This is a genomic window from Methylobacterium sp. 10 (assembly GCF_000519085.1).
In the GTDB taxonomy this organism is placed as follows: Bacteria; Pseudomonadota; Alphaproteobacteria; order Rhizobiales; family Beijerinckiaceae; genus Methylobacterium.
Genome location: NZ_KI912577.1, coordinates 2,675,051 through 2,697,807, shown reverse-complemented (window position 1 = coordinate 2,697,807; position 22,757 = coordinate 2,675,051). Strand labels below are relative to the sequence as shown.

The 22,757-nt window shown below is 58.0% G+C and carries 10 protein-coding genes and 7 pseudogenes; 11 read left to right on the top strand and 6 right to left on the bottom strand.

All coding sequences use genetic code 11. From position 1 onward, the window contains the following. Window positions 1-86: 86 nt before the first annotated feature. Window positions 87-898 (bottom strand): annotated as a pseudogene (locus K368_RS24560) (IS5 family transposase). A gap of 255 nt (window positions 899-1,153) precedes the next feature. Here K368_RS24560 and K368_RS0112450 point away from each other — a divergent pair. The 4 genes from K368_RS0112450 to K368_RS26000 all read left to right on the top strand — a co-directional run bounded on the left by K368_RS0112450 (window position 1,154) and on the right by K368_RS26000 (window position 7,584). Further along, complete coding sequence (locus K368_RS0112450; RefSeq protein ID WP_018044634.1) at window positions 1,154-1,498, top strand: hypothetical protein; 345 nt, start codon at window positions 1,154-1,156, stop codon at window positions 1,496-1,498. Window positions 1,499-1,521: 23 nt separating this feature from the next. Beyond that, window positions 1,522-1,785, top strand: a complete 264-nt coding sequence (locus tag K368_RS26615) for a hypothetical protein (RefSeq protein WP_155935105.1) — start codon at window positions 1,522-1,524, stop codon at window positions 1,783-1,785. Window positions 1,786-1,892: 107 nt separating this feature from the next. Then, window positions 1,893-4,409 (top strand): CheR family methyltransferase, encoded by a 2,517-nt coding sequence (locus K368_RS0112445; RefSeq protein ID WP_027172699.1) that lies wholly within the window; start codon window positions 1,893-1,895, stop codon window positions 4,407-4,409. 1,537 nt (window positions 4,410-5,946) lie between these two features. Continuing rightward, window positions 5,947-7,584 (top strand): pilus assembly protein TadG-related protein, encoded by a 1,638-nt coding sequence (locus tag K368_RS26000; protein ID WP_081739565.1) that lies wholly within the window; start codon window positions 5,947-5,949, stop codon window positions 7,582-7,584. Window positions 7,585-7,836: 252 nt separating this feature from the next. Here K368_RS26000 and K368_RS26610 read toward each other — a convergent pair whose 3' ends face one another. Then, on the bottom strand, window positions 7,837-8,088 hold the full coding sequence (locus K368_RS26610; protein WP_155935103.1) for a hypothetical protein: 252 nt from the start codon (window positions 8,086-8,088) through the stop codon (window positions 7,837-7,839). Window positions 8,089-8,639: 551 nt separating this feature from the next. Between K368_RS26610 and K368_RS26605 the strand changes: the two are divergent. The 3 genes and pseudogenes from K368_RS26605 to K368_RS24555 all read left to right on the top strand — a co-directional run. Beyond that, window positions 8,640-8,781: pseudogene (locus K368_RS26605) on the top strand (IS3 family transposase); the annotation flags it as partial. 413 nt (window positions 8,782-9,194) lie between these two features. After that, window positions 9,195-10,679: a PAS domain-containing methyl-accepting chemotaxis protein gene (locus K368_RS0112425; RefSeq protein ID WP_027172696.1), complete on the top strand. Its 1,485-nt coding sequence runs from the start codon at window positions 9,195-9,197 to the stop codon at window positions 10,677-10,679. A gap of 33 nt (window positions 10,680-10,712) precedes the next feature. After that, window positions 10,713-11,006: pseudogene (locus tag K368_RS24555) on the top strand (transposase); the annotation flags it as partial. Window positions 11,007-11,039: 33 nt separating this feature from the next. Here the strand turns inward: K368_RS24555 and K368_RS24550 are convergent. The 4 genes and pseudogenes from K368_RS24550 to K368_RS24535 all read right to left on the bottom strand — a co-directional run bounded on the left by K368_RS24550 (window position 11,040) and on the right by K368_RS24535 (window position 18,887). Continuing rightward, window positions 11,040-12,106, bottom strand: a pseudogene (locus K368_RS24550) (IS630 family transposase). Window positions 12,107-12,336: 230 nt separating this feature from the next. Further along, the gene (locus tag K368_RS24545; RefSeq protein ID WP_051439860.1) at window positions 12,337-12,945 is read right to left on the bottom strand and encodes a PAS domain-containing protein; all 609 of its coding nucleotides are present in this window, start codon (window positions 12,943-12,945) and stop codon (window positions 12,337-12,339) included. A gap of 658 nt (window positions 12,946-13,603) precedes the next feature. Further along, window positions 13,604-16,330 (bottom strand): EAL domain-containing protein, encoded by a 2,727-nt coding sequence (locus tag K368_RS24540; protein WP_081739563.1) that lies wholly within the window; start codon window positions 16,328-16,330, stop codon window positions 13,604-13,606. A 205-nt stretch (window positions 16,331-16,535) separates the two neighbouring features. Then, complete coding sequence (locus tag K368_RS24535; RefSeq protein WP_081739562.1) at window positions 16,536-18,887, bottom strand: calcium-binding protein; 2,352 nt, start codon at window positions 18,885-18,887, stop codon at window positions 16,536-16,538. Between the two features lie 531 nt (window positions 18,888-19,418). On the opposite strand from K368_RS24535, the pseudogene K368_RS27335 reads away from it, so the two are divergent. The 4 genes and pseudogenes from K368_RS27335 to K368_RS26600 all read left to right on the top strand — a co-directional run. After that, window positions 19,419-19,738, top strand: a pseudogene (locus K368_RS27335) (hypothetical protein); the annotation flags it as partial. A gap of 6 nt (window positions 19,739-19,744) precedes the next feature. Further along, window positions 19,745-20,218: pseudogene (locus tag K368_RS25995) on the top strand (integrase core domain-containing protein); the annotation flags it as partial. 304 nt (window positions 20,219-20,522) lie between these two features. Continuing rightward, window positions 20,523-20,912, top strand: coding sequence for a helix-turn-helix transcriptional regulator (locus tag K368_RS25990; protein ID WP_081739561.1), 390 nt, complete (start codon window positions 20,523-20,525; stop codon window positions 20,910-20,912). 192 nt (window positions 20,913-21,104) lie between these two features. Further along, window positions 21,105-22,190: pseudogene (locus K368_RS26600) on the top strand (IS3 family transposase); the annotation flags it as partial. Between the last annotated feature and the right edge of the window lie 567 nt (window positions 22,191-22,757).

Below are 22,757 nucleotides of genomic sequence, written 5' to 3'. Positions count from 1 at the left end.
TCGTCCTCAGCGATCCGGCCGCGCCGGCGGAGAAGCGCAGATGTTCGTCTATTCTTCGATTAAATCTTGAGAGTCCGTCCGGTAAGTCATGAGGCGCGTCCCAGCCGTCGAACGAGGATCATGACAGCAGCGGCGTAGAGGAAGGCTTGAGCTGAGGCGAGGGTCGCCTCCGGGTCCTTCCAAGGCGGCGGTTGCGGCTGATCCACCCGAAGAAGCGCTCGACGACCCACCGGCGCGGATGTACGGCGAAGCCGACCTGATCCGGAGGCTTGCGCACGATATCGACTGTAATGATGATTGCGGTCGCGGGCCTGTCGCCCGCATAGCCTGCGTCGGCGAAGGCCTTGGCGATGAACGGGAAGGTCCGCCGCGACAGGCGCAGCACCGGTCCGGCACCATTGCGATCCTGCACGTCGGCGGGCTGTGGGTCGAGGACGAGAGCGCGTCCGTCCGTGTCGACCAGGGTCTGACGCTTGCGGCCCTTGATCTTCTTTCCGGCGTCGTAGTTGCGCGGGCCGCCACTCTCAGTGGTCTTCACGCTCTGGCTATCATGCACCGCAGCCGTGGGTGAGGCTTCCCATCCGACACGCTCGCGGTCCGCCATGACGAGGTCGTGGTTGATGCGAGCAAACAACCCCTCGTCGCGCCAGCGGCTGAATTAGCCGAACGCGGTCGAACGCGACGGCAGGTCCTACGGGATCAGCCGCCACGCGATGCCACCGCGCAGCACGTAGAAGATGGCGTTCAGGACCTCCCGCGTCGTCCAGACTGGCGGGCTGCCACATGGCGCCGGCTCCGGCATCAGAGGTGCGATCACCGCCCACTCGGCATCTGTCAGGTCGGTTTCATAGCGCAGGCCCGCACGGCTATGCTGCCGCCGGGTGGTCGGAGTCCACATGGCAGATCCAAGTCAGGTTTCAGCACCCTCTTGAAATCACCGCCATCCCGGCCACTCAACCCTGCCTCAGCCTCTTATCGGACGGGCTCTGAGTCAGTGCACAAGCGTCCCACCTCGGCTACCACATGAGCGCAAACCACGGCACTCGCCGAGAATTAATTTGCGTCATGCTTTTTCTCAGCGCAGTCTACGAAGGTGTCTAGGTCGCTTCGTAGACACTGGAAGGTACGCTAAAAATTTCGGTCGGGACGAAAAATGAGTGATGCCAATACAGGAGATCGCGCCCTCGAGACGGCTCGGGCGTTGCGCGCAGCGGCCGAGGAGGCGCGGCGGACAATCCTGGCGTCGCGTGAAATCGTACAGAGATCGCAAGAGCAGACGCGCGCAATGATAAACCGGCCTGAGATTGAGCCGTGTGATCATCACACCAACCAGCCCCCGTCGGAGAAGCTCGTCCGCTGCCTGATCCAGGCTTACGAACTCGCCATAGATGAGGATGATGTTCAGACACAGGCCTTGCTAGGCAGCATGTTACATGATGTGGGGGGACGCATCGCTGCGGCGGTTGGACCGAAGGCGGCCCAAATGATCCTGCATTGATCATCGCGGAACGGAAAAATGGGATGGCTCAGGATTTTGATGAAGATCCAATGGATCGTCACGCCACTCAAATACTGGCCCGTATTGCTCAAACACTCGACGTACCGCTCACTACTTTCTTTTCGAAGACGCAACCCTCGCCGTCAATTGGCTCATTGAATGCTGCCGAGTTAAAAAATCTCGCCCAGACAACGGAGATGCTTCGAGATTTTGTAAAACTGAAAAATACCGACGCTCGCGAGCGTTGCCTGGATTTCGTGAAAAGGGAAATCGAACGGCAGAATTAGTTTGGCTTAGTTGGCAGGAACGTCATCAACATCCTCGATTTCGTGGGGTTGATCCGCCAAGCCCTTTGTGTCCCTTGAGGCGACACGTAGCGGGGTTAGGATAGGCGATGACCACACAGGATCGATTCCCGATCATCGGTATTGGTGCATCCGCTGGCGGCATCGAGGCTATGAGAGCCTTTTTCAATGGGTTTCCACAGAGCTTCGATGCGGCTGTAATCGTCGTGACGCACCTCAACCCCGAGCGTGAAAGCCTGCTGACCGAAGTCTTGGCACGATTCACGGCTTTGAAAGTCGAGAGCATTATCGACGGCGTGTTGGTTCAGCCTCGTCACGTTTACGTAATGCCCCCCGGCGTCACTCTCGGCATCCAAGACGCTCGGCTCATCACGACGCCACTCCCTCCTGGAACCCGCGAGACGAAACCAGTCGATATCTTTTTTACCAAACTCGCGCTCGACCAGGGGGAGCGGGTGGTGGGCGTCATTCTGTCAGGCGGTGATGGCGACGGCGCAATCGGAGTCAAAGCGATCCGGGAGCACGGAGGCCTCACTCTGGCTCAGGTCGGAGACGAAGACGGCCCCGAAACGCCGGACATGCCTTTCAGCGCGATGCGGACCGGCTACATCGATTTCGGATTACGGGCCAGCGAAATGGGCGCCCGGATCGCTGAAAGTTATCTAGGAAACCGGGAGCCTTCACAAAGCGGTTTCGACAACGCCGATTCGGCGGATGCCACAGTTTCCGAGGATTTGCTCGCAGACATCTATGCCATCCTGCGCCGACAGGTCGGGCATGATTTCGCGGGCTACAAACCCAGCACGTTTCTCCGCCGCCTGTCCCGGCGCATAAGCGTCAGCGGCTCAGCCGGGCCACAGGCCTACCTCGACCTGCTACGCGCAAACTCTGCGGAGGTTGCCGCCCTTTTCCGAGACCTGCTCATTGGCGTGACCAAGTTCTTCCGCGACGCTGCCGCTTTCGACGCGCTCGCGGCCCTCGTCATCCCTCTGCTATTCGAGGGACGTGGCCCCGACGAGACGATACGGGTCTGGGTGCCCGCCTGCTCGACCGGCGAAGAGGTCTATTCCATCGCCATACTCTTGCGTGAGCACGCCGATACGTTGCCCAACCCACCACGTATCCAGATTTTCGCCACCGATATCGACGAACGCTCGCTCACCGTCGCCCGATTGGGCCGCTACCCGCGGGCCTACCTCGATGCCGTCTCGCCAGAGCGTATTGCTCGCCATTTCGTCTCGGAGGCGGAGAGCGTCGTCATCAGCAAGAAGCTGCGGGACATGTGCACATTCTCGCCCCACAGCGTGCTGCGCGATCCACCGTTCTCACGCCTTGACCTCGTCTCCTGCCGTAACCTGCTAATCTACCTCGGCCTTGCCGCCCAGGAGCAGGTTCTACCTATCCTTCACTATGCCTTGCGCCCATCCGGGTATCTGTTCATCGGCATGGCTGAAAACGTCACGCGTTTCGAAAATCTATTCGCCACCGTTGAGAAGAAGCACCGAATTTTTCAGGCCCGTAACACAATCCGACCGGTGCGTTTGCCGTCCATGCTCGACCCTGACAGGACTGGTATCCTTGCGGCTGGTGAAGGCCGGCGCCGAAGCGGGACGACGCACGCGACGCTGCGGCAGGTGGTAGAGGCAGAGATACTCATCACGTTCAGTCCACCGCATGCGGTTGTGACGCGCTCAGGCGAAGCCGTGCATTACTCCCCTCGGATCGGTGACTATCTGGAGATCGCCTCAGGTCAACCGACGCAGGATTTAGCCGCGATGGCTCGTCGCGGACTGCGTCTGGAACTTCGCACGGTCCTCAGTGAGGCCATCGAGGGGAACCGGTTGGCAGTTCGAGATAATCTTGAATATACCCTGCCGGATGGTCGTATCCGAAAGCTATCTCTGATCGTCAAGCCGCTTGCGATGACAGCCGAAGCGGAGCCACTGTTTCTCGTTGTTTTCGACGATGCGGCGTCCCCCATCGATCCGACCCTTCGGCGCGCGCAGATGAATGGCGAGCAGAACGAGGAAATCGCACGGCTGGAGCGTGAACTGACTGATGCGCGCGAGCGTATGCAGGCGATCGTCGAAGAGTATGAGACCTCTCTTGAAGAGCTGAAATCGTCAAACGAAGAAATGCATTCTGTCAACGAAGAAGCACAATCTGCAAACGAGGAGTTGGAGGCTTCCAAGGAAGAGGTCCAGTCAATTAACGAAGAGCTTCACACGGTCAATACAGAACTTAACTTGAAAATTGAACTCATGGATCAGATGAGCGACGATCAGGAGGCTCTGTTTGAGAGCACTGAGCTCGCAAGTGTATTCCTCGACAAAAGCTTACGGATCCGCTCGTTCACACGGGCCGCCGCGGATATATTCAACATAGTGCCAAGCGATCATGGACGTTTGTTGAGTAATTTCTCGGCTCCGTTCTCGTTGGTGTGGTTGCCGGATGAAGCCTATAGAGTGATGGTCGAAAGACAGACGAGCGAGCGAACGATCGACGGACTGGACGGCGCACGTTACCGAATTCGCCTTACGGCGACGGCTCGAAGAGGCGTTGAAGTGTCGGGTGTCGTGGCGAACTTCGTCAAGTTGGCCGAATAGGCAGCCTCGGCACGGGGCTCATAGGCTCGACGCAAGCCTCAATTTGACAGTGGGCTACGTCGCCCACTGCTTAAGTGAGCAGATCGACCCGCTACAGCCTCCAAATGAACAATGTTGATGCCTGCTTGGCGCGACGGCAAGCGGTCGGACCGCATCTTGAAGAGTTTCCGGGTACGCCTCCGGTGACGGCCGCGGTCGTCATTCCGACAGTGCGTCAGGCGGCGATCTGCTGGGGCTGAGCCAAGGTCCCGTTCCGCGGCAGCCTTTCGTCGATACTTCCGGCGGGATGATCGGAAAACCGAAGGACCGCGCCGAAGTAGGATCGCGAAGGCCTGACGCAAACGGGTCGCCAAAATTGGCTTACAGATCCGGCAACTCGTCCCAGGCTCAGCATGGGAGAATGGGGGGCCAACGGCAAGCTGACGGACGAAGGCCTACGCCGAGACATCGTCTGCCCGCTGAAGAATGCGCAGATCGTGAGGGAGATCTGGCAGATCACCGACACCCGCATCCGACCGCATTCCTCGTTGGGCTGCCGACCGCCCGTGCCTGTAACCTTCCCAGCTCTGGCTCTTCGACAGCCCATGGTTAACACCATGCCATCGCCTTCACAAGGATCGGCCAAAAATACCACCGAGCTCCTCACTCACCCCACCTCATCTGGCAAAAATTACTTCAAAACTAACAATTTAACTCTGCAAAACGTCTATCTGCACAAAATTATAGCTATGTAAGCTCCTCATCATGTCAATAATAGAAAATGATATTGTTATAACAATATTATATAGTCATTTTTTAACAATGACACTCAATCAACCAAGCAGTGAAGGCATAATTTCCAGCACAAAAACAGTTTATAAAAAGGTAATTATTTTTCATAAAATCAACGCATATTTAAATGCGCCATCAAATAACCCATGCCGCACTGTGGCTCCTCAAAATCGCGAATCTTTTTGATCGGCCGTAGCTTGTGGCGGCATTTTTCTCATGTAAGTTGATAAGTGCAACCGCGCTGTCTGTCGCTCCCAGCGGGCGCTCTCGGTGACCTTATCGCCTGAAGCCCCATCCTCAGGATTGGTCGCTCTCTCGAAGACTGAGGAAAAATGGCTAGGAACAGTCGTTTCTCACTGAGACGTTTTCAAGTCGCCGAGGAAGGAGCCGCGGCCGTCGAGTTCGCTCTCCTCGTACCGATCCTCTTGGTTTTGCTGTTTGGAATCGTTGGTTTTGGGTGGTTCCTGGGAATCGCTCATAGCCTACAGGAAGCCGCCTCCCAATCTGCGCGAGCGTCTGTAGCGGGCATGGATCTCAGCGAGCGGTCCGCTGTAGCATTGGCGACCATCAAGCGTAGAACCTCCGACAATCCCTTGATCGATCCCGATTCACTGACGGTGAATGTCGGGACGGATGCGGGAAATCCCGATCTCTTCACGGTCACCCTCCGCTATGACATGAGTGCGAACCTACTCAAGATCGTACCAACGTTCGTCCCCTTGCCAACAACGTTGACGAGGACCGCTAGTATCCGCCGGGGAGGTCTGTGAAGCGGACCATGCTAAAGGCATTACGATCTGACCGCAGCGGTGCGATTGCTCCCCTCGTTGGCCTCGCGATTTTCGCGCTGCTTGGCTTTTGCGGTCTCGGCATCGATTTCGGCGTTGCCTTCAACCACAAGCGTAAGCTTCAGTCCGCCGTGGACTTAGCTGCCCTGGCCGCTACGGGCGCCAAAGATAAGGTCGGTGCTGCCACCCTCGCCATGATCGACAATGGCTTCAGCGTCCCGTCAAAACTTACGGTGACGCCTGGGACGTACACGGCAGACCGCGGCATCAGTCCCGAGGCCCGGTTCTCGGAGGGGGGGGCCTCCCCGAATGCGACCCGGGTCACGGCCAATTCGTCGATCATCACCAGCTTCTCTCACCTGATCGGCGGGCCTGGATCCATGGAGATGACGGCAAGCGCAACGGCTATCCGGGCCGAACTCGCTGCCTTCAGCATTGGCTCTCGCGCCGCCGCCCTAGATGGGGGAATCGGCAACGCCCTCCTGTCAAGCATTCTAGGAACGTCCGTATCCTTATCCGTTCTCGATTACCATGCCCTAGCTGGTCTAAAGATCGATGCGCTCACTTTCCTGAGGAACGCAGCCACTCGGGGCCATATTCAGGCCACAACCTACAAGAATGTACTAGACGGTTCGGTCACCGTCGGCGAGTTGGCTCTCGCTTTAGCCGATACCGCTCGTGCAACACCCGGCGGGTTCGATGCCGCACAAATTCTGAGTCGTCTTGCCGCAGGGAAAGGCGGAACCGAGCGCGTGAAGCTCGGAAACCTGCTATCAGTCGGAGACCTTGCACAACAACCCCTAACATCTTCTGGCTCGCCACTTACAGTCGGGGCGCTTGGCATGCTGAGTGCGGGGGCGGTTCTCGCCAATGGGACGAACCAAATAAGCGCCGACTTGGGTGTTAACATACCGGGCTTGCTTAAGTCTAAAGTTACGTTTCGAGTTGGCGAGGCTCTGCGTACGTCAGGCTTTGTTCTACCCGGCACCACTCTCTCGACAGCGCAGGTTCGTGCTCTCGTAGAGGTCTCCCTCGCGGCTCCTCTTGGGCTTGGAGAATTGAAAGTTCCAATTTATATGGAAGTCGGGCGCGCGACAGCGAAACTGGCAAAGCTCACATGCCCCTGGAACTCGCAGGATCAGAGGTCGGTCACGTTGGACGTGACAACAGGCGCTGCCTACCTTTCTCTTGGAGAGACGCCCTTATCGTATCTCGATCCTGAAGGACCACGTCCTCCACTAACGCCAGCGGTCATCCTGCGCGTTCCGCTCCTTGAGGTGCGAGCTTCCTCAAAATTTGAATTGGGACAGACCACCCGCAGTGTTCCTTTTACCGATGCAGACATCACATCCGGACGAATTAAAACCGTCTCCTCGGACAAGCTGACGTCGTCTTTATCTCGCTCACTTTTTTCGAGTCTGTATCTCGATGTGAATGGTCTCCCATTAGGTGGTATCCTCAACCTGCAGCAACTGATCGGCTCGGTGCTCATGTTAGCCGCGCCTAGCGTCGATGCCATTCTCGACGCACTGCTCACGACATTGGGGATCCAGATTGGGACCGCCGATGTCTCCGTAGACGGGACACGCTGCAATGGTGCAGTACTGGTGCAATAGCAATATTGTTTTGCCTCTTAAGTCATTGATATGAAGAAAATTTGAGGCCATTCCCAATTTGTAAAATATCACCGTTCATAACCGGCGTACGATACGATCGCACGATACGCAATAAACGTAAGTGGAAGGGATACCCAATTCGGCACGATGATATGTTTGCTAGCGGACAATGCCGAACGTTCGAAGCATACTGCAGCCTATTTGTCGCATTTTTGACTTTGTGTCGCTAACGGTTAAAATTTGACGCCGTTTCTATATTTCGTCGTCGTACCAAGCCTCAATGACTTCGGACGTTCGCAAAACAGTCTTGCAAACCCGCAAGGTTTTTAAACTCGGCAACTCAAATAAAAATATATCTGGAACTACGTCTGCGTCCAGCAGAACCAGTCGCACGCTAAGCTCACTGCGGCTACAGACGAGCACAGGTACCATCGTATGTTCGTTCAGCAAAATAGCCCCAGACTCGAAAGTAGTTCCCCACTTATTATTGATTTTATCAATCATAATTCACCTCCGCAAGACAATCGTATGATTTGGACAATATTATACATTTTCCCGATCAACGGCGGAGCGGAAGATGATTGCTAGAAAAATATAGAATTTATTCCCAGCCATCTGTTAACGCAAGTTGCCTCACCTGCTGTATGGAGCGAGCAGAATACCCATCGTGTTCATATCCCACCTGTTTTGGCCTCCGGAAATGAGTATCAACGGCCGGATAGCCTTTCTCAGTTTTCGGAAGCAGGGGCACGCCAGCTTTAATGGCGCGAATGTAGCACGTGTGCGCTCGTTGCTTTCCCTTACAACATTCGATCAAGATCATTGCATACAGGTTAAAACTCGCCTCATTTTTGTCCGCAGCTCAATCTTTAGGCGATTTCTTCCCTCACGGACGACGATGCCAGTAGTGTGGCCAAACGCTAGGCCGTGAAACCATGACGATTTTTGGATCGGGCCGAACCTCCTCGGGTTTTCCTCCTCGGAAGGAGTTGCCCATGGCTCGATGTGATCTGACGGATGCTGAATGGACGGTCATCAAGCCGGTGCCGCCGACCGCGATCCGGATCGCTCGTAAGCTTGAGGCGCTGTACGTGATCGACGTGCCCTCGGACCTGTTCAGCCTCCGCGGGGTTGCCCGGTCATATCCCCTCGGACAACGGGCCGGAGTGCGTTGCCGAGACCGTTCAGGACTGGATCGGACCGGTTGATCAACCGCCGCCGACATCGAGCCGGCAGCCCGTGGGAGAACGGCTGATTGTAAGGAGGTGTCGGCTTCGCACAGCACCAGCAGCGCCGCTTCAGCCTCGATCGCCTTATGGTGGGCATGATGGCGGGCTTGGGCGGAACCTCGACGTTGACTGGCAGCGGATGATCCAAGGCCTGGGTGCCGCTCATGGTGGGCATCCCTCATAGGCTCATAGTCGAGGGTCAATCCACACGAAGGACCAAAAACTCGCATCTCAGTTGAGTTATGGAAGGAGTTAAAGCCATTGTTAACGGGTGCGGCGTGATGGTGGTGATCTGTTGTTTGAGTATTCAGTCAGAGCTGGAGCGTAGACTGTGGGCGCGACGCGCCGACGTCACGCAAGAAATTCCGAAAGTATTTGAGAATGCTTTTCAGTCGCCCCCTTCATCCGAGGACGGAAGATTGTGCCAAGATAGCGGCGCTTGAACGGTCCCAGGGGGTGATCGAATTCGATCTTTGTGGAACGGTGGTTCGCGCCAACGAGAATTTCCTTTCCGTGCTCGGTTTCAGCGCAGGGGAGGTCGTTGGGCAGCACCACCGAGGGTTTGTCGAGCCGGCCATGCGGGATAGTCGCGCATACAGTGAGTTTTGGGAGAAGCTGCGGGCGGGCGAGTTCCAGGCCGGGCAATTCAAGCGCATCGGTAAGGATGGCCGCGAGGTCTGGATCGAGGCGTCCTACAACCCGGTTTTCGACCGTCGGGGCAAGCCCTACAAGATCATCAAATTCGCGGCCGACATTACGCATCAGAAGCAACTCGATGCGGATTGCAAAGGGCAAATCGAGGCCATCCAGAAGGCGCAAGCAGTCATCGCCTTCAATCTAGATGGCACCATTATCGAGGCCAATAAGAACTTCCTGTCGGTTGTTGGTTACACGCTCCCCGAAATCGTCGGTCAGCATCACAGGATATTCGTCGATCCAGCTTTCGGCGACAGTCCTGGCTATGCGGCGTTCTGGGCCAAGCTGCGCCAGGGCGAGTACCAGAAGGGACAGTTCAACCGCATCGGCAAGGACGGTCGCGAGGTTTGGATTGAAGCTTCCTATAATCCCATCTTTGATGCGAGCGGACGTCCCTACAAGGTGGTGAAGTTCGCCATCGACATTACGGCGCAAGTCGTTTTGCTAGCTAACCTCAAGCGCCTGATCGAACAGAATTTTGCAGAGATCGACGGGGCCATTTCAGTCTCCTCGCAGGAGTCGAGGTCCGCCACGGAGGCTGCGGGAATTACAGCCGACAACGTACAGACCATGGCCGCCGCCTCCGAAGAACTGGCCGCCTCCGTCGACGAAATCTCACACAGCATGAGCAAGGCACGGATCGCAACGGACAATGCACATGCGCAGGTGGAGGCAGCGGGTGCGGTCACCCAGAAGCTCACGGCAGCCGCCACGGCGATGAGCGGCATCGTGGCCCTGATCCATACTATCGCCAGTCAGATCAATCTGCTGGCCCTTAACGCGACCATTGAGGCGGCGAGGGCTGGCGAAGCCGGACGCGGTTTTGCGGTTGTCGCGCAGGAGGTCAAGAACCTCGCCGCTCAGGCGGCCCGTGCCACGAGCCAAATTTCCAGCGAGATCGACAGCGTACAAACAGCGTCGGAGCAGGTCGCCGGGACGCTTGGAACGATCCAGGGATCGGTCGAGACCATGCGCGACTACGTGGTCAGCACAGCCGCTGCGGTTGAGGAGCAGAGCGTTGTAACGCGTGAGATATCACGGAGCATGCAGGGGGCGGCCGAAGCCGTTCGAGACATTTCACGGAGCGTGCTGGCGATCTCGGAATCTATCAACGAGGTCTCATGGGCCGTCGACACGACAAAGGAGGCTGCTCGTGTTCTTGCCCGTTGAAAGTGTGCGCCGCATCGCCCCCGATCCCGTCGTATGGGTTGCTCGCGCAGCGGCCTGACCACCAAGATCCATGCCCCGGTCGATGCCGAGGGCCGCCCCATCGCACTCAAACTGACCAAGGGTCAAACTCATGACGGCCGCTCCTCGGACGATATGCTCGGCGCGCTCGGTCCGGGTCAGACCCTCCTCGGCGACCGGGCCTACGACAGCGACGAACGGCGAGACCGTCTGGCGAAACAGGGCGCGTGGGCCAACGTCCGCCCCATGTGCAACCGCTACCTCGTCGAACTCTTCTCGAACACAATCAGGCACTTCAAGGCAGTTGCCGCATACCTTGGCATCGTTGTCTAGTGCGCTGACTCAGACAGATGGTGCAGGGAGGCGTTTGAAAGCGCTGTGGATGGCGTCGGCGGGTTTTGTCCATTGGAAGGGCCTTGCCCGCTGGTTGTGCTCGGCGATGTAGCGTTTGATGGCGGTTTGCAGATCGACGATGCCGGTGAAGGTGCCGTGCCGCAGCCGGCGGCGCGAAAGGGCGGAGAAGAAGCCTTCGACGGCATTGAGCCAGGAGGCTGAGGGCGGGGTGAAGTGAAAGGTCCAGCGCGGATGGCGCGCGAGCCAGGCGCGGACCTTCGGGTGCTTGTGGGCCGCATAGTTGTTGAGGATGGCATGAACCGTCTTGCTAGCCGGGACGGCGGCCTCGACGGTGTTCAGGAAGCGGATGAACTCACCGTTGCGATGGCGCTGCATGCAGCGGCCGAGCACGGTTCCTTCCAGGACGTCGAGCGCGGCAAGCAGTGTGGTGGTGCCGTGGCGGGTGTATTCGTGGGTCTGGGCGGTGGGGCGCCCTGAGCCGAGCGGCGGGGCGTATCGTGTGCGCTCCAGCGCCTGGATCTGGGACTTCTCGTCGATGGAAAGCACGACCGCGTGACGCGGCGGGTCCATGTAGAGGCCGACGATGTCCTCGACCTTCTCGGCGAAGGCGGCATCGTTCGAGCGCTTGAAGGTGCGCACGCGGTGCGGTTGTAGGCCGTGGGCCTCCCAGATGCGTTGCACGGACCGCAGCGAGATGCCGACCTGTTCGGCTACGGCGCGACCTGCCCAATGCGTGACCTCGCCCGGTGGCTCGGAGCAGGTCAGGGCCAATACCTCGGCCACAGTGCCCGCCGACAGCGGTTCCTTGCCCGGCGGGTCTTGTCATGCAGCAGGCCTTCGACGCCCTCCTCGGCAAAGTGCTGTTGCCAGCGCCAGACCGCCGGGCGGCTGGCGCCGGCCCGCGGCGCCGCTTCCAGCACCGACAGGCGCTCGGCCGAGAGCAGCACGATCCGGGCAAGCGGGATGTGCTTGAACGGACGCCAGCGGTCGCCGTTGATGCTCGTCAGCCGCGCCCGGGCGGCTTCGTCAAGGAGAACACAGACAGTCTGAGCCATCCCCTCAGACACGCATACCTCACCGCAAAGGTGAATCCTCCGTATGCGTCACCGCACTCGGATGGCAGAGAGATAGAGCGCCTCCCACACCGTATTATGGCCGAAGTGCTCCATGCGCCCTGGCGGCAGGATCCAGCCCTGATTCCCATCCAAGAAGCGAAGCACATTGGCCAGCAGCCCAATGAATCAGCCTCACAACCTGTCGTCGAGCGTATTACTTAAACGGGCTTCTAGTTCATCTCGCTGTATCGCCTGCGATCCGACAGCTTCGCGAGGGCCCGCCCAACCTCCAATAATAGCATATCGCTCATCCTATGGAGGAGGGGTTCAGGAAGCTCATGGATGGCTTTTCTGGCTGCAAGGCAATGTTCGGCAGCGCGTTCTAACGGGTGCTGGGCCTGACACGTCAGATGAGAACTCTCATCTTGGTTGCCAAGACGCGATTGAGTGATATCGATCAACACGCCGCTTCCACGCTGAGGTCGTCCTGCCTTGTCTAGAGCAATACGCCCCCGATCGAGGACCCAGCGGACGACACCGTCAGCCGAGCAAACCCGGTACTCAAACGTGCAGCACAGGCCTGTCTCCGTGCTTTGCTTGATCTCGCGGGTAAAGCGCTCACGATCGTCCGGATGAACGCCGGCGCGAAAGGCATTGAGCGAGGTGCCGGCCGCTGCTTCAGCGGGGTCAAGATTGAACACGAGCGCCACCAGGGCGTCAGCATAAACGCGATCATTCGGAACATCGTAGTCCCATCGCCCGATCACGTCGGACGCGTCGAGCGCCTGCTGCAGCAGGACCTGCGAAACCTGGGCCTCGCGAGATATGATTGTACCCACTCGTGCCCCACAGATCCGCTTCCATGCAACCTGAGAGTACGATAAGCCCAGAAAATTATAAAAGCGATACCGGTGGAAATTTACTACCGCACGGGGTAAGGCAGGGGAAATTATTATTCAATTTTAGGTTGTTATTATGGAGGCGATAGGGGTCGTAAGCTGCGTCTCGGTGAAGCCGATCCGTTGCTCTCAGAAGGCTCGAGCGTCCCTGTTGCAAAGGTCAAAGTCTCGAGATCGTAGAGCGCTCGACTGAAATCCTGGACTGCAGAGACACTGTGTCTTTCCGTAGCAGGCCTGCGCAATACGCAGGATGTCATCTGTGACAAGCGGAGAGTTGATTTGGCAAGGCGCTAAAATTGCCTGGTTTTTATTAAGGCTTTCGTGCGCGTCTTTGACCCAAACAAGCGCGAGCACCTTATCAAGTTTATTCGCCAGGCCGGCAAGCATGACTATTTATAAAGCTCTGTCGTTCATTTGCTTCCGCTGAATATCTCGATAAAGTATCGATCAACGGTAGCCATATGACTTCCGTAAGAAGACCGCAGCAAGGTTCAGCGCGACCAATGTCGAATGAATGCTATAAATCTTTTTCACATCTCCGGACGCCCCGTGGAACGTGAGCGGCTCATAGGTATGCTTTGATATTATATGTTATAATTTATGCTTGTGTCAGCCCGATACGTTTCTGGAAATTCGATACGAAGACATCTAACGATACTTCTTCTAACAAATCTGTTGCTTTATCGGCTGGTAGTGGTCGACTGACCAGATAACCTTGTATGTCAGTACAGCCGTCTAAACCGACCTGCTCAAGCTGATGACGGGTCTCGACGCCTTCCGCGGTCACAGTTGCTCCAAATTGCGACGCGATCCCCACGACGGCCCGGACAATCGCCGCGGCAGCCGGGTCGTCGATCTCGTTGACGAAGGATCGGTCGATCTTGATACTGTCGAACGGGAAGCGGCGCAGATAGCTGAGCGACGAGTAGCCGGTACCAAAGTCGTCGAGCGCAATGCGAACGCCGAGGCTTTTCAAACGACGCAGGCAGGCGATCACCGCCTCCGCGTCTTGGACGAGGACGCTCTCGGTGATTTCCAGGACGAGACGATAAGGCGGGAGACCTGAGGTCGTCAGAGCGGATATGACATTGTCTTCAAGCCCTGGCTGCTGGAACTGAACGGCGGAAACGTTGACGGCAATCCGTAGATGACCGGGCCAGGACGCGGCTTCTCGGCATGCCTCATGGAGCGCCCAGGAACCGAGCGACATGATGAGACCGGTCTCCTCGGCTAACGGAATAAACGCGCCGGGTGCAATCATTCCACGTGTTGGGTGAGGCCAACGCATCAGCGCCTCGAAACCGACGATCCTGTGGTCAGACAGACGCAGCACGGGCTGATAATGCATGGCAAAACTGCCGCATAGGATGGCCTCACGCATCTCCAACTCAAGCTGCATACGGGTCTCGATCGCCGCATCCATACCGGCTTCGTAAAAACGATAGCTGGTGCGCGCTGCCGCCTTGGCGCGATGAAGCGCGAGATTCGCGTTCTTTAACAGGATCTCTGGCATGTCGCCATTTGCAGGGGCCAGCGCGATCCCGATGCTGATGCCGACAGTTACAAGGACCCCGCCAAGGTCGAGCGGTTGGCCTACCGCATCGATCAAACTCTGTGCGAGAGAGCTGACGTGGTGCACGTGGTCTACATGCGAGATAATAAGAGCGAACTCGTCGCCGCCAAGCCGTGCCACGACATCGCCGTCGCAAATGTTTGCGCTCAAGCGCGTAGCGATCTCGCAAAGCAGTTGGTCCCCCGCAGGGTGGCCGAGCGTATCGTTGACGGACTTGAACCGATCGAGGCCAAGGCACAGCAGTGCGGCTTGGCCTCTGCTGCGGCGAACGTCGACCAGCCTTTGCTCCAAGTGCTCGTAAAAAACAGTTCGGTTGGGCAGGCCCGTGAGCGCATCGTGGCGAGCCATGTAGGAGATGTGGTGCTCAGACGCTTTACGCTCAGAGATGTCGATATTCGTGCCTACCATGCGCAGCGGGACGCCTTGCTCGTCCCGCGAGACCACTCTGCCCCGTGACAGAACCCATGTGTAGTCACCTGACTTGGTTCGTATACGACGCTCGGAGGCGTACGCGGCGCTCCGCCCCTCGAAATGCTCTGCGATAAGTGTCAGTGTCTGCTTCAGGTCGTCAGGGTGGGTGAGCCCGAGGGATGTGTCGATGTGCGCTTTGAGCTCTCCTGGCTCATAGCCAAACATGGTGTACCAGCGGTCAGAGTACCAAACCTGCCCCGTGGTGACGTTCCAGTCCCATAAGCCGTCGCTGCCACTGTCGAGGGCGAGGGCAAGACGCTCCTTGCTCATGCGTAGGCGCTTCTCGCTTTGAATGAGAGCGTCCTGGGTCGTGCGTCGTTCAGTGACATCGAGATCGAGACCGACGATGCGCAGCGCCTTGCCCGTTACCTCATGGCGAATGATGCGACCAAAGCTCATGAGCCAGCGGTACCCGGCGCTGCCATCGGGGCGCCTAACCCGATATTCGACCTTGTAGGTCGTCCCGTCACGAAGTGCCGCTGTGTGCGCTGCCTGGACGAGGGGAAGATCCTCCGGGTGTACCCGTGCGGCCCATTCCGCGATGCTGATGTCGATCCAGTTTGTTGAGCTCGACTCGCCATGGAACCCAAGCATGAGGGCACTCTCAGGAGAGTTCTGCACTACATCTTCATCGAAGCTCCACTGCCAAATTCCTGCTCCGGCGGCTTCCTGGGCAAGCCGGAGAAGATCGGCCGTCTGCTCGAGTTTTTCATGGGCAGTCCGATAGCGCTCTTCACTCGCTCTCATCAGCATTTCCGATCGTATACGCTCGTCCAACGTGGCCTCGGCGGCGATTCGCGCGCGATGAAGTTCGATGTGAGCGACGACAATCTGAGCGAGGCTTTCAAGTTGGGTTCCCTGCAACTTGGAAAACCTTCGCGGCTTGGTGTCGACGAGGCACAATGTGCCAAGTCGAATGCCTGATCGAAGAACAAGGGGAGCGCCGGCGTAGAAGCGGATGGCATTCTCACCCATGACCAAGGGGCTGTGGGCAAAACGTGGGTCCACTGTTGCATTTTCTACAACGAGAACGTCGTCTGATAGAATGGCATAGGCACAGAACGAAATTTCACGTGACGTTCCATCGACAGCGATCCCACACTTGGCCTTGAACCATTGTCGCTCGCTGTCGATGAGCGTGATGAGTGCGACAGGCACGTTAAACAACGCAGCGGCCGTGCTGCACACGGCATCGAAGTGGGCCTCAGGCGCCGAATCGAGGATGCGCAGATCGCGCAGTGCCGCGAGGCGCTCGCCCTCATTTGGCGGAAGCGGCGGCATGGTTGTTCCATCACTGATGGTCGCTCTTACGACCGGGTTGACTCACGCTACTCGGCAAAGGTCGAAAAAAAATTGCAGGCGCAATCGGCTGCTTAGCTTACAGATACTGCAGAAGCATTTGCCCGCCGTCACAATCAAATCTATTCTTTTACTTCCAGAAAGAAGGGGCCGCCTAACGGCGCCCCCTTCATGACGTTGAATAGCGTCAGACGATGAACGACCCGCTGTCGAGGACATGGTGGCCCTGAAGGAGGACGGCGAAATCGGCCGCTCCGTCGCCGTTCGTATCACCTTGCAGGAGGGTGTTGCCGCCGCCGAACTTCATCCGCAGCTCGCCGGCCTCGCCCGAGAACGCCTGGGTTCCGACGAACTGGAAGCCCTGGTCCCCGGTTAGCAACGAATTCGCATCGATCGCGCTGAAGTCGATGCGGTCGCCCGCAGCGAAATCGAAGTCCTTGATGATGTCGCGTCCGTCGACGGCGACGTCGCTGTCGGTGGCGTCCTTGAACACGAACGTGTCCGCACCGGCGCGGCCGTAGAGGAGGTCACGGCCGTCGCCGCCGTAGATCTGGTTATCGCCGGCATTGCCGTAGATCTGGTTGTTGGTGGCATTGCCGTTGGCGGTGAGATCCTCGGTTCCGTACAGCACCATCCTTTCGATGTTGGCTTCCATCGTATGGCTGACCGTCGACCGGATCGTGTCGGTGCCTTCACGAGGCTGTTCGACGGCCCTGTCACCGGCATCGTCAACGACATACGTGTCATTGCCGCGCCCGCCGATCATGGTGTCGGCTCCGGTGCCGCCGATGAGCGTATCGTCCCCGTCGTTGCCGACGATCCTGTCGGCGCCCGCTCCGCCATCCAGGCGGTTGTCGCCGTCGTTGCCGACGAGGCTGTTGTCGAGGGTGTTGCCGCCGCCGTTGATGTTCGCATCCCCGGTCAGGACGAGGGTCTCGACATTGTCGCTGAGGATGTAGCTGACGGAAGAATAGACGGTATCCGTGCCCTGGCCGGCAAGCTCGATGACTTTATCGCCCGTGGCATCGACCACGTAGATGTCGTCGCCGAGTCCGCCATGAAGGGTATCGGAGCCGGTTCCGCCGTCGAGGATGTCATTCCCGCCGTTGCCGTACAGGATGTCGCTCCCGCCCTCGCCGCTCAAGGTATTGTCTCCGCCGGTTCCGAAGATGGCGTTGTTCAAGTCATTGCCGGTCCCGTCGAGATCTCCGGCTCCGCTCAGGACGAGGCGCTCGACATTGTCACCGAGGGTGTAGTCGATCGAGGAGCGCACGGTATCGGTGCCCTCGCCGGGCAACTCGATCACCTGATCGCCTGCATCGTCGACCACGTAGGTGTCGTTGCCGGTGCCTCCGCGCATCGTGTCTGCGCCGGTGCCGCCGAGAAGGGTATCGTTGCCTGCCTGTCCGGCGAGCGTGTCGTTTCCGACGCCGCCATCGAGACGGTTGTCTGCTCCATTGCCCACGAGGCTGTTGTCGCCCTCGGTACCGGTGGCGTTGATGGCGTCGGTTCCGATGAGGATGACGTTCTCGACATTGGCGCCGAGGCTATACGTCACCGACGAGCGGACGGTGTCGTTGCCTTCGTCGGCGGCCTCGATGACCTGATCGCTCGTGGAATCCACGACGTAGACGTCATCGCCGGTGCCGCCGCGCATGATGTCGTCACCGGCGCCGCCGATGAGGACATCGTCGCCGCCGCGTGCGGTGAGACGGTCGTTGCCGGCCCCGCCGTCGAGGCGGTTGTCGCCGTCGTTGCCGATGATGCTGTTGTCGAGGGCGTTGCCGGTTCCGTCGATGCTGCCGGTGCCGGTGAGGATCAGGTTCTCGACGTTGTCGGGGAGTGTGTAGGTCACGGAGGAGCGCACGGTGTCGTCGCCCTGGCCGGGGGCCTCCACGACAGTGTCGCCGGGTGAATCGACAATGTAGGTATCGTCGCCGCGGCCGCCGATCATGGTGTCGTTGCCGGCGCCGCCGTCGAGGGTATCGCTGCCGATGCCGCCGCGCAGGGTATCGTCGCCATCGCCGCCGGTCTGGGTGCCGCCGGCATCGATGACGATGTCGATGAGGTCGGGGGTGGCGTCGAGATTGAGGCCGACCAGGGAGACCGTCTCATCGAGGGTTCCGAGGAGGATGTCCACGGTGCCGCCGACGAGATCCGTCACGAGGGTTCCGACGCTCCCGAGAATGCCGGGGCTGGTTTCCGTTCCGAGATTGACCGGCTGGAAAGGCAGGTCGAGCGTCGCCAGGACCGTATCGCCGAGCTTGACCTCGACTCCGTCGTAGCCGCCGCTGGCCGAAACTGTCCCTGTTAAGACGCCGGTCGAGGCCTCGATTTCCCAATTGCCACTGTAATTGTAGGTGAGGCCGTCCGCCTCAATCGTGAGAACGTTGAACGTATCGGTTCGGCTGCCGTCGAGAAGGAGGTTCCCGACGCTGCTGACGAGCCCTGTGAACGACAAGTCGGCGTTGGCTAGGTTTGGAACGAAGAAGTCACGAACGTCGAAGCCGGCATTGGTCATAATTGATACAGTGGCCATTGTTTTCTCCAGACGGCAGCGCTGGTTGATCACAGCGCGATCAACGGATGGCGCATAAAAGTTCCGAATGGATGAATTTTTCGCATCAGAGTTGTCTAACTCGCTCCTAAGGGGAGTTCATCGATTTATCCTTCAGGCGATGCTTTTTTCAGCATGGTTGGGCAGAGCAGGTTCGCTTGCGCTTGCGCAAATTAGGTTTTAGGTCTCGCAATGCGGCCAAACGTAATTTCAGCGAAAACGTCATATATTATCGTAGTTATTTTCCCTCTATATGCTCAAATGACCCGAAAATTCTGAAATTTATCTTGCCCTCGCTAGCAGAATAATGAAATCGATACTCCATAAGACATATGCATGGTAGGCCAACGGGGCGATCTACAGCACGTGGCGGATTTACATAAGTCTTTATGATTAAATATTATCATTGATAAAGAGAACAATGTCTTGGCCAGAATTCGAGTTCGATACGGTAAAATTGCCATTCATCGGCACCTTTGGGGCAAATTGAGTAAATTTGCGAAAGCAGGACGACTGCTTCATCGTTCCCTAAGGGACCGAAGACGAAGCAGATGTCCGGCCCCAGACAGAAAGCCGGCAGACGCGTTGAGCAAGGATATTCGCCGGACCACATGGCAGCGATTCTCGTCGGAGGAGAAGATTCGCGCGTTGCTTGAAGACGTGCGTGTGCCGCTGGCTGCATCGCCAAGCCTTGCCGGCGCAAGGGGATCGCCGCCTCGATATACGATGGCTGATTCAAGGAGTTCCTGAAGGCTGGCAAGACGCGCTCTTTCCGAGACACCGCTCGTGCAGCTACCACCGATGAGGTGTGGGAACTGCGCAGGGAGACGGGCGGGTTCTTCGACGGACGTTTCTTCCGGATCTTGACCTTGGTCGATTGCCACGGGCGCGAGATGCTCTCACTCACACCGAGAGCCAACTTCAGCGCCTACCAAGTGACTGAGGTGCTCGACGCCTTGGTCGGCCCTGCGGGGGCTTCCCAAGAACCTGCGGGTGGATCATGGAACGGAACCAAAGGACTGCGGCAGCGAGTTTGCCGGGCGCATGCTCGACCTTTGGGCCGACCTGAATGGGGTTGCGATCGAATGGGTCGCTCTGCGCCCGCCTCCGGCTCTCCCGGCCGGGGAAGCCGACCGACCACGGCAACAATGGAGTGGTTCAACGGCCGCCTCCGGGCGGAGTGCCTGAACGCCCCATGGTTCCTGTCACTGGCGGATGCGCGTGATCGCATCGAGGAAGGTATGTGCCACTACAACGAAGATCGACCTCTTATGAATCCGCGCGGCTTTACGCGGAAAGCCTTCGCCAACTAAGCTGTCGCAGCCGAAGAATTTGCATTGGTCCTGGATCACAAACAAGGCAAAATCCAAAAAATAACATTCACTATATTTGATACAGGCTACCTCACGTGGGTAGGCCAAAAAGCTGCCGCTTGTTGTGAACCAATTTGCTATGTTAAGGACATAAGTGATTCCTGTTGCTGCTACTGGTCCCGACAGGGCTTCTTATCACCCTTGCAACGGTGGGGCCTTTTGGAATGAGGCGGGATGCAGTACACCACATTTTCTGCCCCAAATTGGCGTCAACGCGACTTAAAGTTATACTACGCAGGTATCTATGTCGGACGATAACAAAGATAGAAGCCCAGGTGCAATTGGCGTTCGCATCAAGTCCTTGCGGCGTTCGGCCGGTCTAAGCCAAGCCAGTCTAGGAAACGCCTTGGGCGTAACCTTTCAACAGGTGCAAAAATATGAGAGCGGTCAGAGTAAGATTGCCGCCGATAAGCTTCAGCGGATAGCTCAGACTTTGGGAGTCGACGTCAGCTACTTTTATGATATGCAATCTGAAAGCGGTCCTACTGCTGTAGTTCAGAAAATTAACGACGTTACGGTGCCATTAGAAGATTTCTATTTTAAGGACGCATTTGATAAAATCAAGGATCCCCGTGCCAGATACTTGTTGGCGGAGCTCGCTCGTGTATTTTGCGAGATTGAATCAAAAAAATAATAGCGCCGGAAGCGATAGATAAATACATTAATTGTCGGGCGTCTGGTTCAAATCTCGTGTTTTTTGCTGTCGAAATGGCCTGATTGTTAAAATTCTTGACTGACTGTGACCTTGTGGCCCTGACCCACCAAACTGGTCCGCGCTGAGCTCAAGTTTTTCGGGCATCCTGAACCCTGAAGGAGGGTGGATGCCATGCGCCGCAAACGCTTCAAGAATGAACAGATCGCCTTTGCCCTGCGGCAGGCTGAGAATGGCGCCACGGTGGACGAGGTCTGTGCGGCGAGATGGGCGTGTCCGAGCCGACGTTTCACCGCTGGAAGAAGCAGTTCGTTGGCATGTGCGTGCCGGAGATTCGCCGGCTCAAGCAATTGGATGACGAGATCAGTAAGCTGAAGCGGCTGGTCGCCGATCTGATGCTGGACGGCTCCATGTTACAGGATGTGCTTAAGCGACCCCAAAGGGCAGCGTCAGCAAAAGTGGTGAGGCCCCCCCGCTCGCCGTGAGGTCGCCGGCCACCTGCAGGTGGCTAGATGCATCAGCGAGCGTCGGGCCTGTCAGGCTACCGGCTTCGGCCGTTCGTCGCAGCGCTACAGGAAACGCTCGGACCCGCAGGTCGCGCTGCGGATGCGGTTGAAGGAGTTGGCTGCCGCGCGAGTCCGTTACGGCTACCGGCGGCCGCATATCCTACTACGACGGGAGGGCTGGGAGGTGAACCACAAGCGCACGTATCGGATCTACCGGGATGAGGGCTGTCGATCCGGTCCAAGCTGCCCAAGCGTAAGCGGGCTTGGTGCTATCGCCAGGGGCGACCGGCGATTGGCGGACCCAACGAGGTCTGGGCCATGGAATTGGCCGCTGCGCGTCCGCCTTCGGCTCATGTCCGACCGCATCTTCGACGGACGTCTGTTCCGGATCCTGACCGTCGTCGATTGCCACACGCGAGAGGCGCTCTCGCTCACACCGAGAGCTAACTTCCGCGCCTACCAGGTGACCGAGGCTCTGGACGCCTTGCTCCGGTTGCGAGGTCGACCGAAAAGCCTGCGGTTCGACATGGGCCGGAGTTCGCCGGGCGCATGCTCGACCAGTGGGCTTACCTGAACGGGGTCGAGATCGACTTGGTCGCTCTGCGCCCGCCTCCGGCTCTCCCGACCGGGCAAGCCGACCGACAACGCCACTATCGAGTCGTTCAACGGCCGCCTACGAGCGGAATGCCTGAACGCCTCGTGGTTCCTGTCGCTGGCCAATGCCCGCGAGCGCATCGAGGAATGGAGGTGCCACTGAAACGAAGATTGACCCCACACTGCCCTGGTCTGCCGCTTGTCAAGCATGCCTCCCTGTCACATTACGGGTTTGACGAGTGTACCGAAACGCTACTACGAAGTTGGCATTGAGCGCCTGAAGAAGCCGTTTGTTCTTAGGGTATTAGGTGCGGTGGTGGCGAATCCCTCCGTCTCCGCCATTTAGCCCCTTAACACCCTGTAATCATGGTATCTTTTCCGTACCGTGAGCGTCTGGGCATGCTCCTGCTTCGACGTCATGAGGCGGATGGTGGGCCTGCTCCTGCGTCGGGGCATCTTCTATTTCCGTCGCACCATCTTGGAAGCGTTGCGCGCGAACGTGCCGGCCGCGCTTCGAACCGTAGGTCACGAAATTTTTGACGAAAGCGCTCCTGTTCTCGCTGAGAAGGAGCAAAGCGGGTCGATGATTTTGGGTCAGCCTCGGCACCCGCGATGAAGATGGGGCCCGCAGGCGAGCGCGCCGTCCGGATGGCGAGGTGGACCCCTCATCAGCCTCGCCAAGCGCCGCCTCCTCTTAGATTTCAGGCGTAGTGTGTGGCGCTCGACA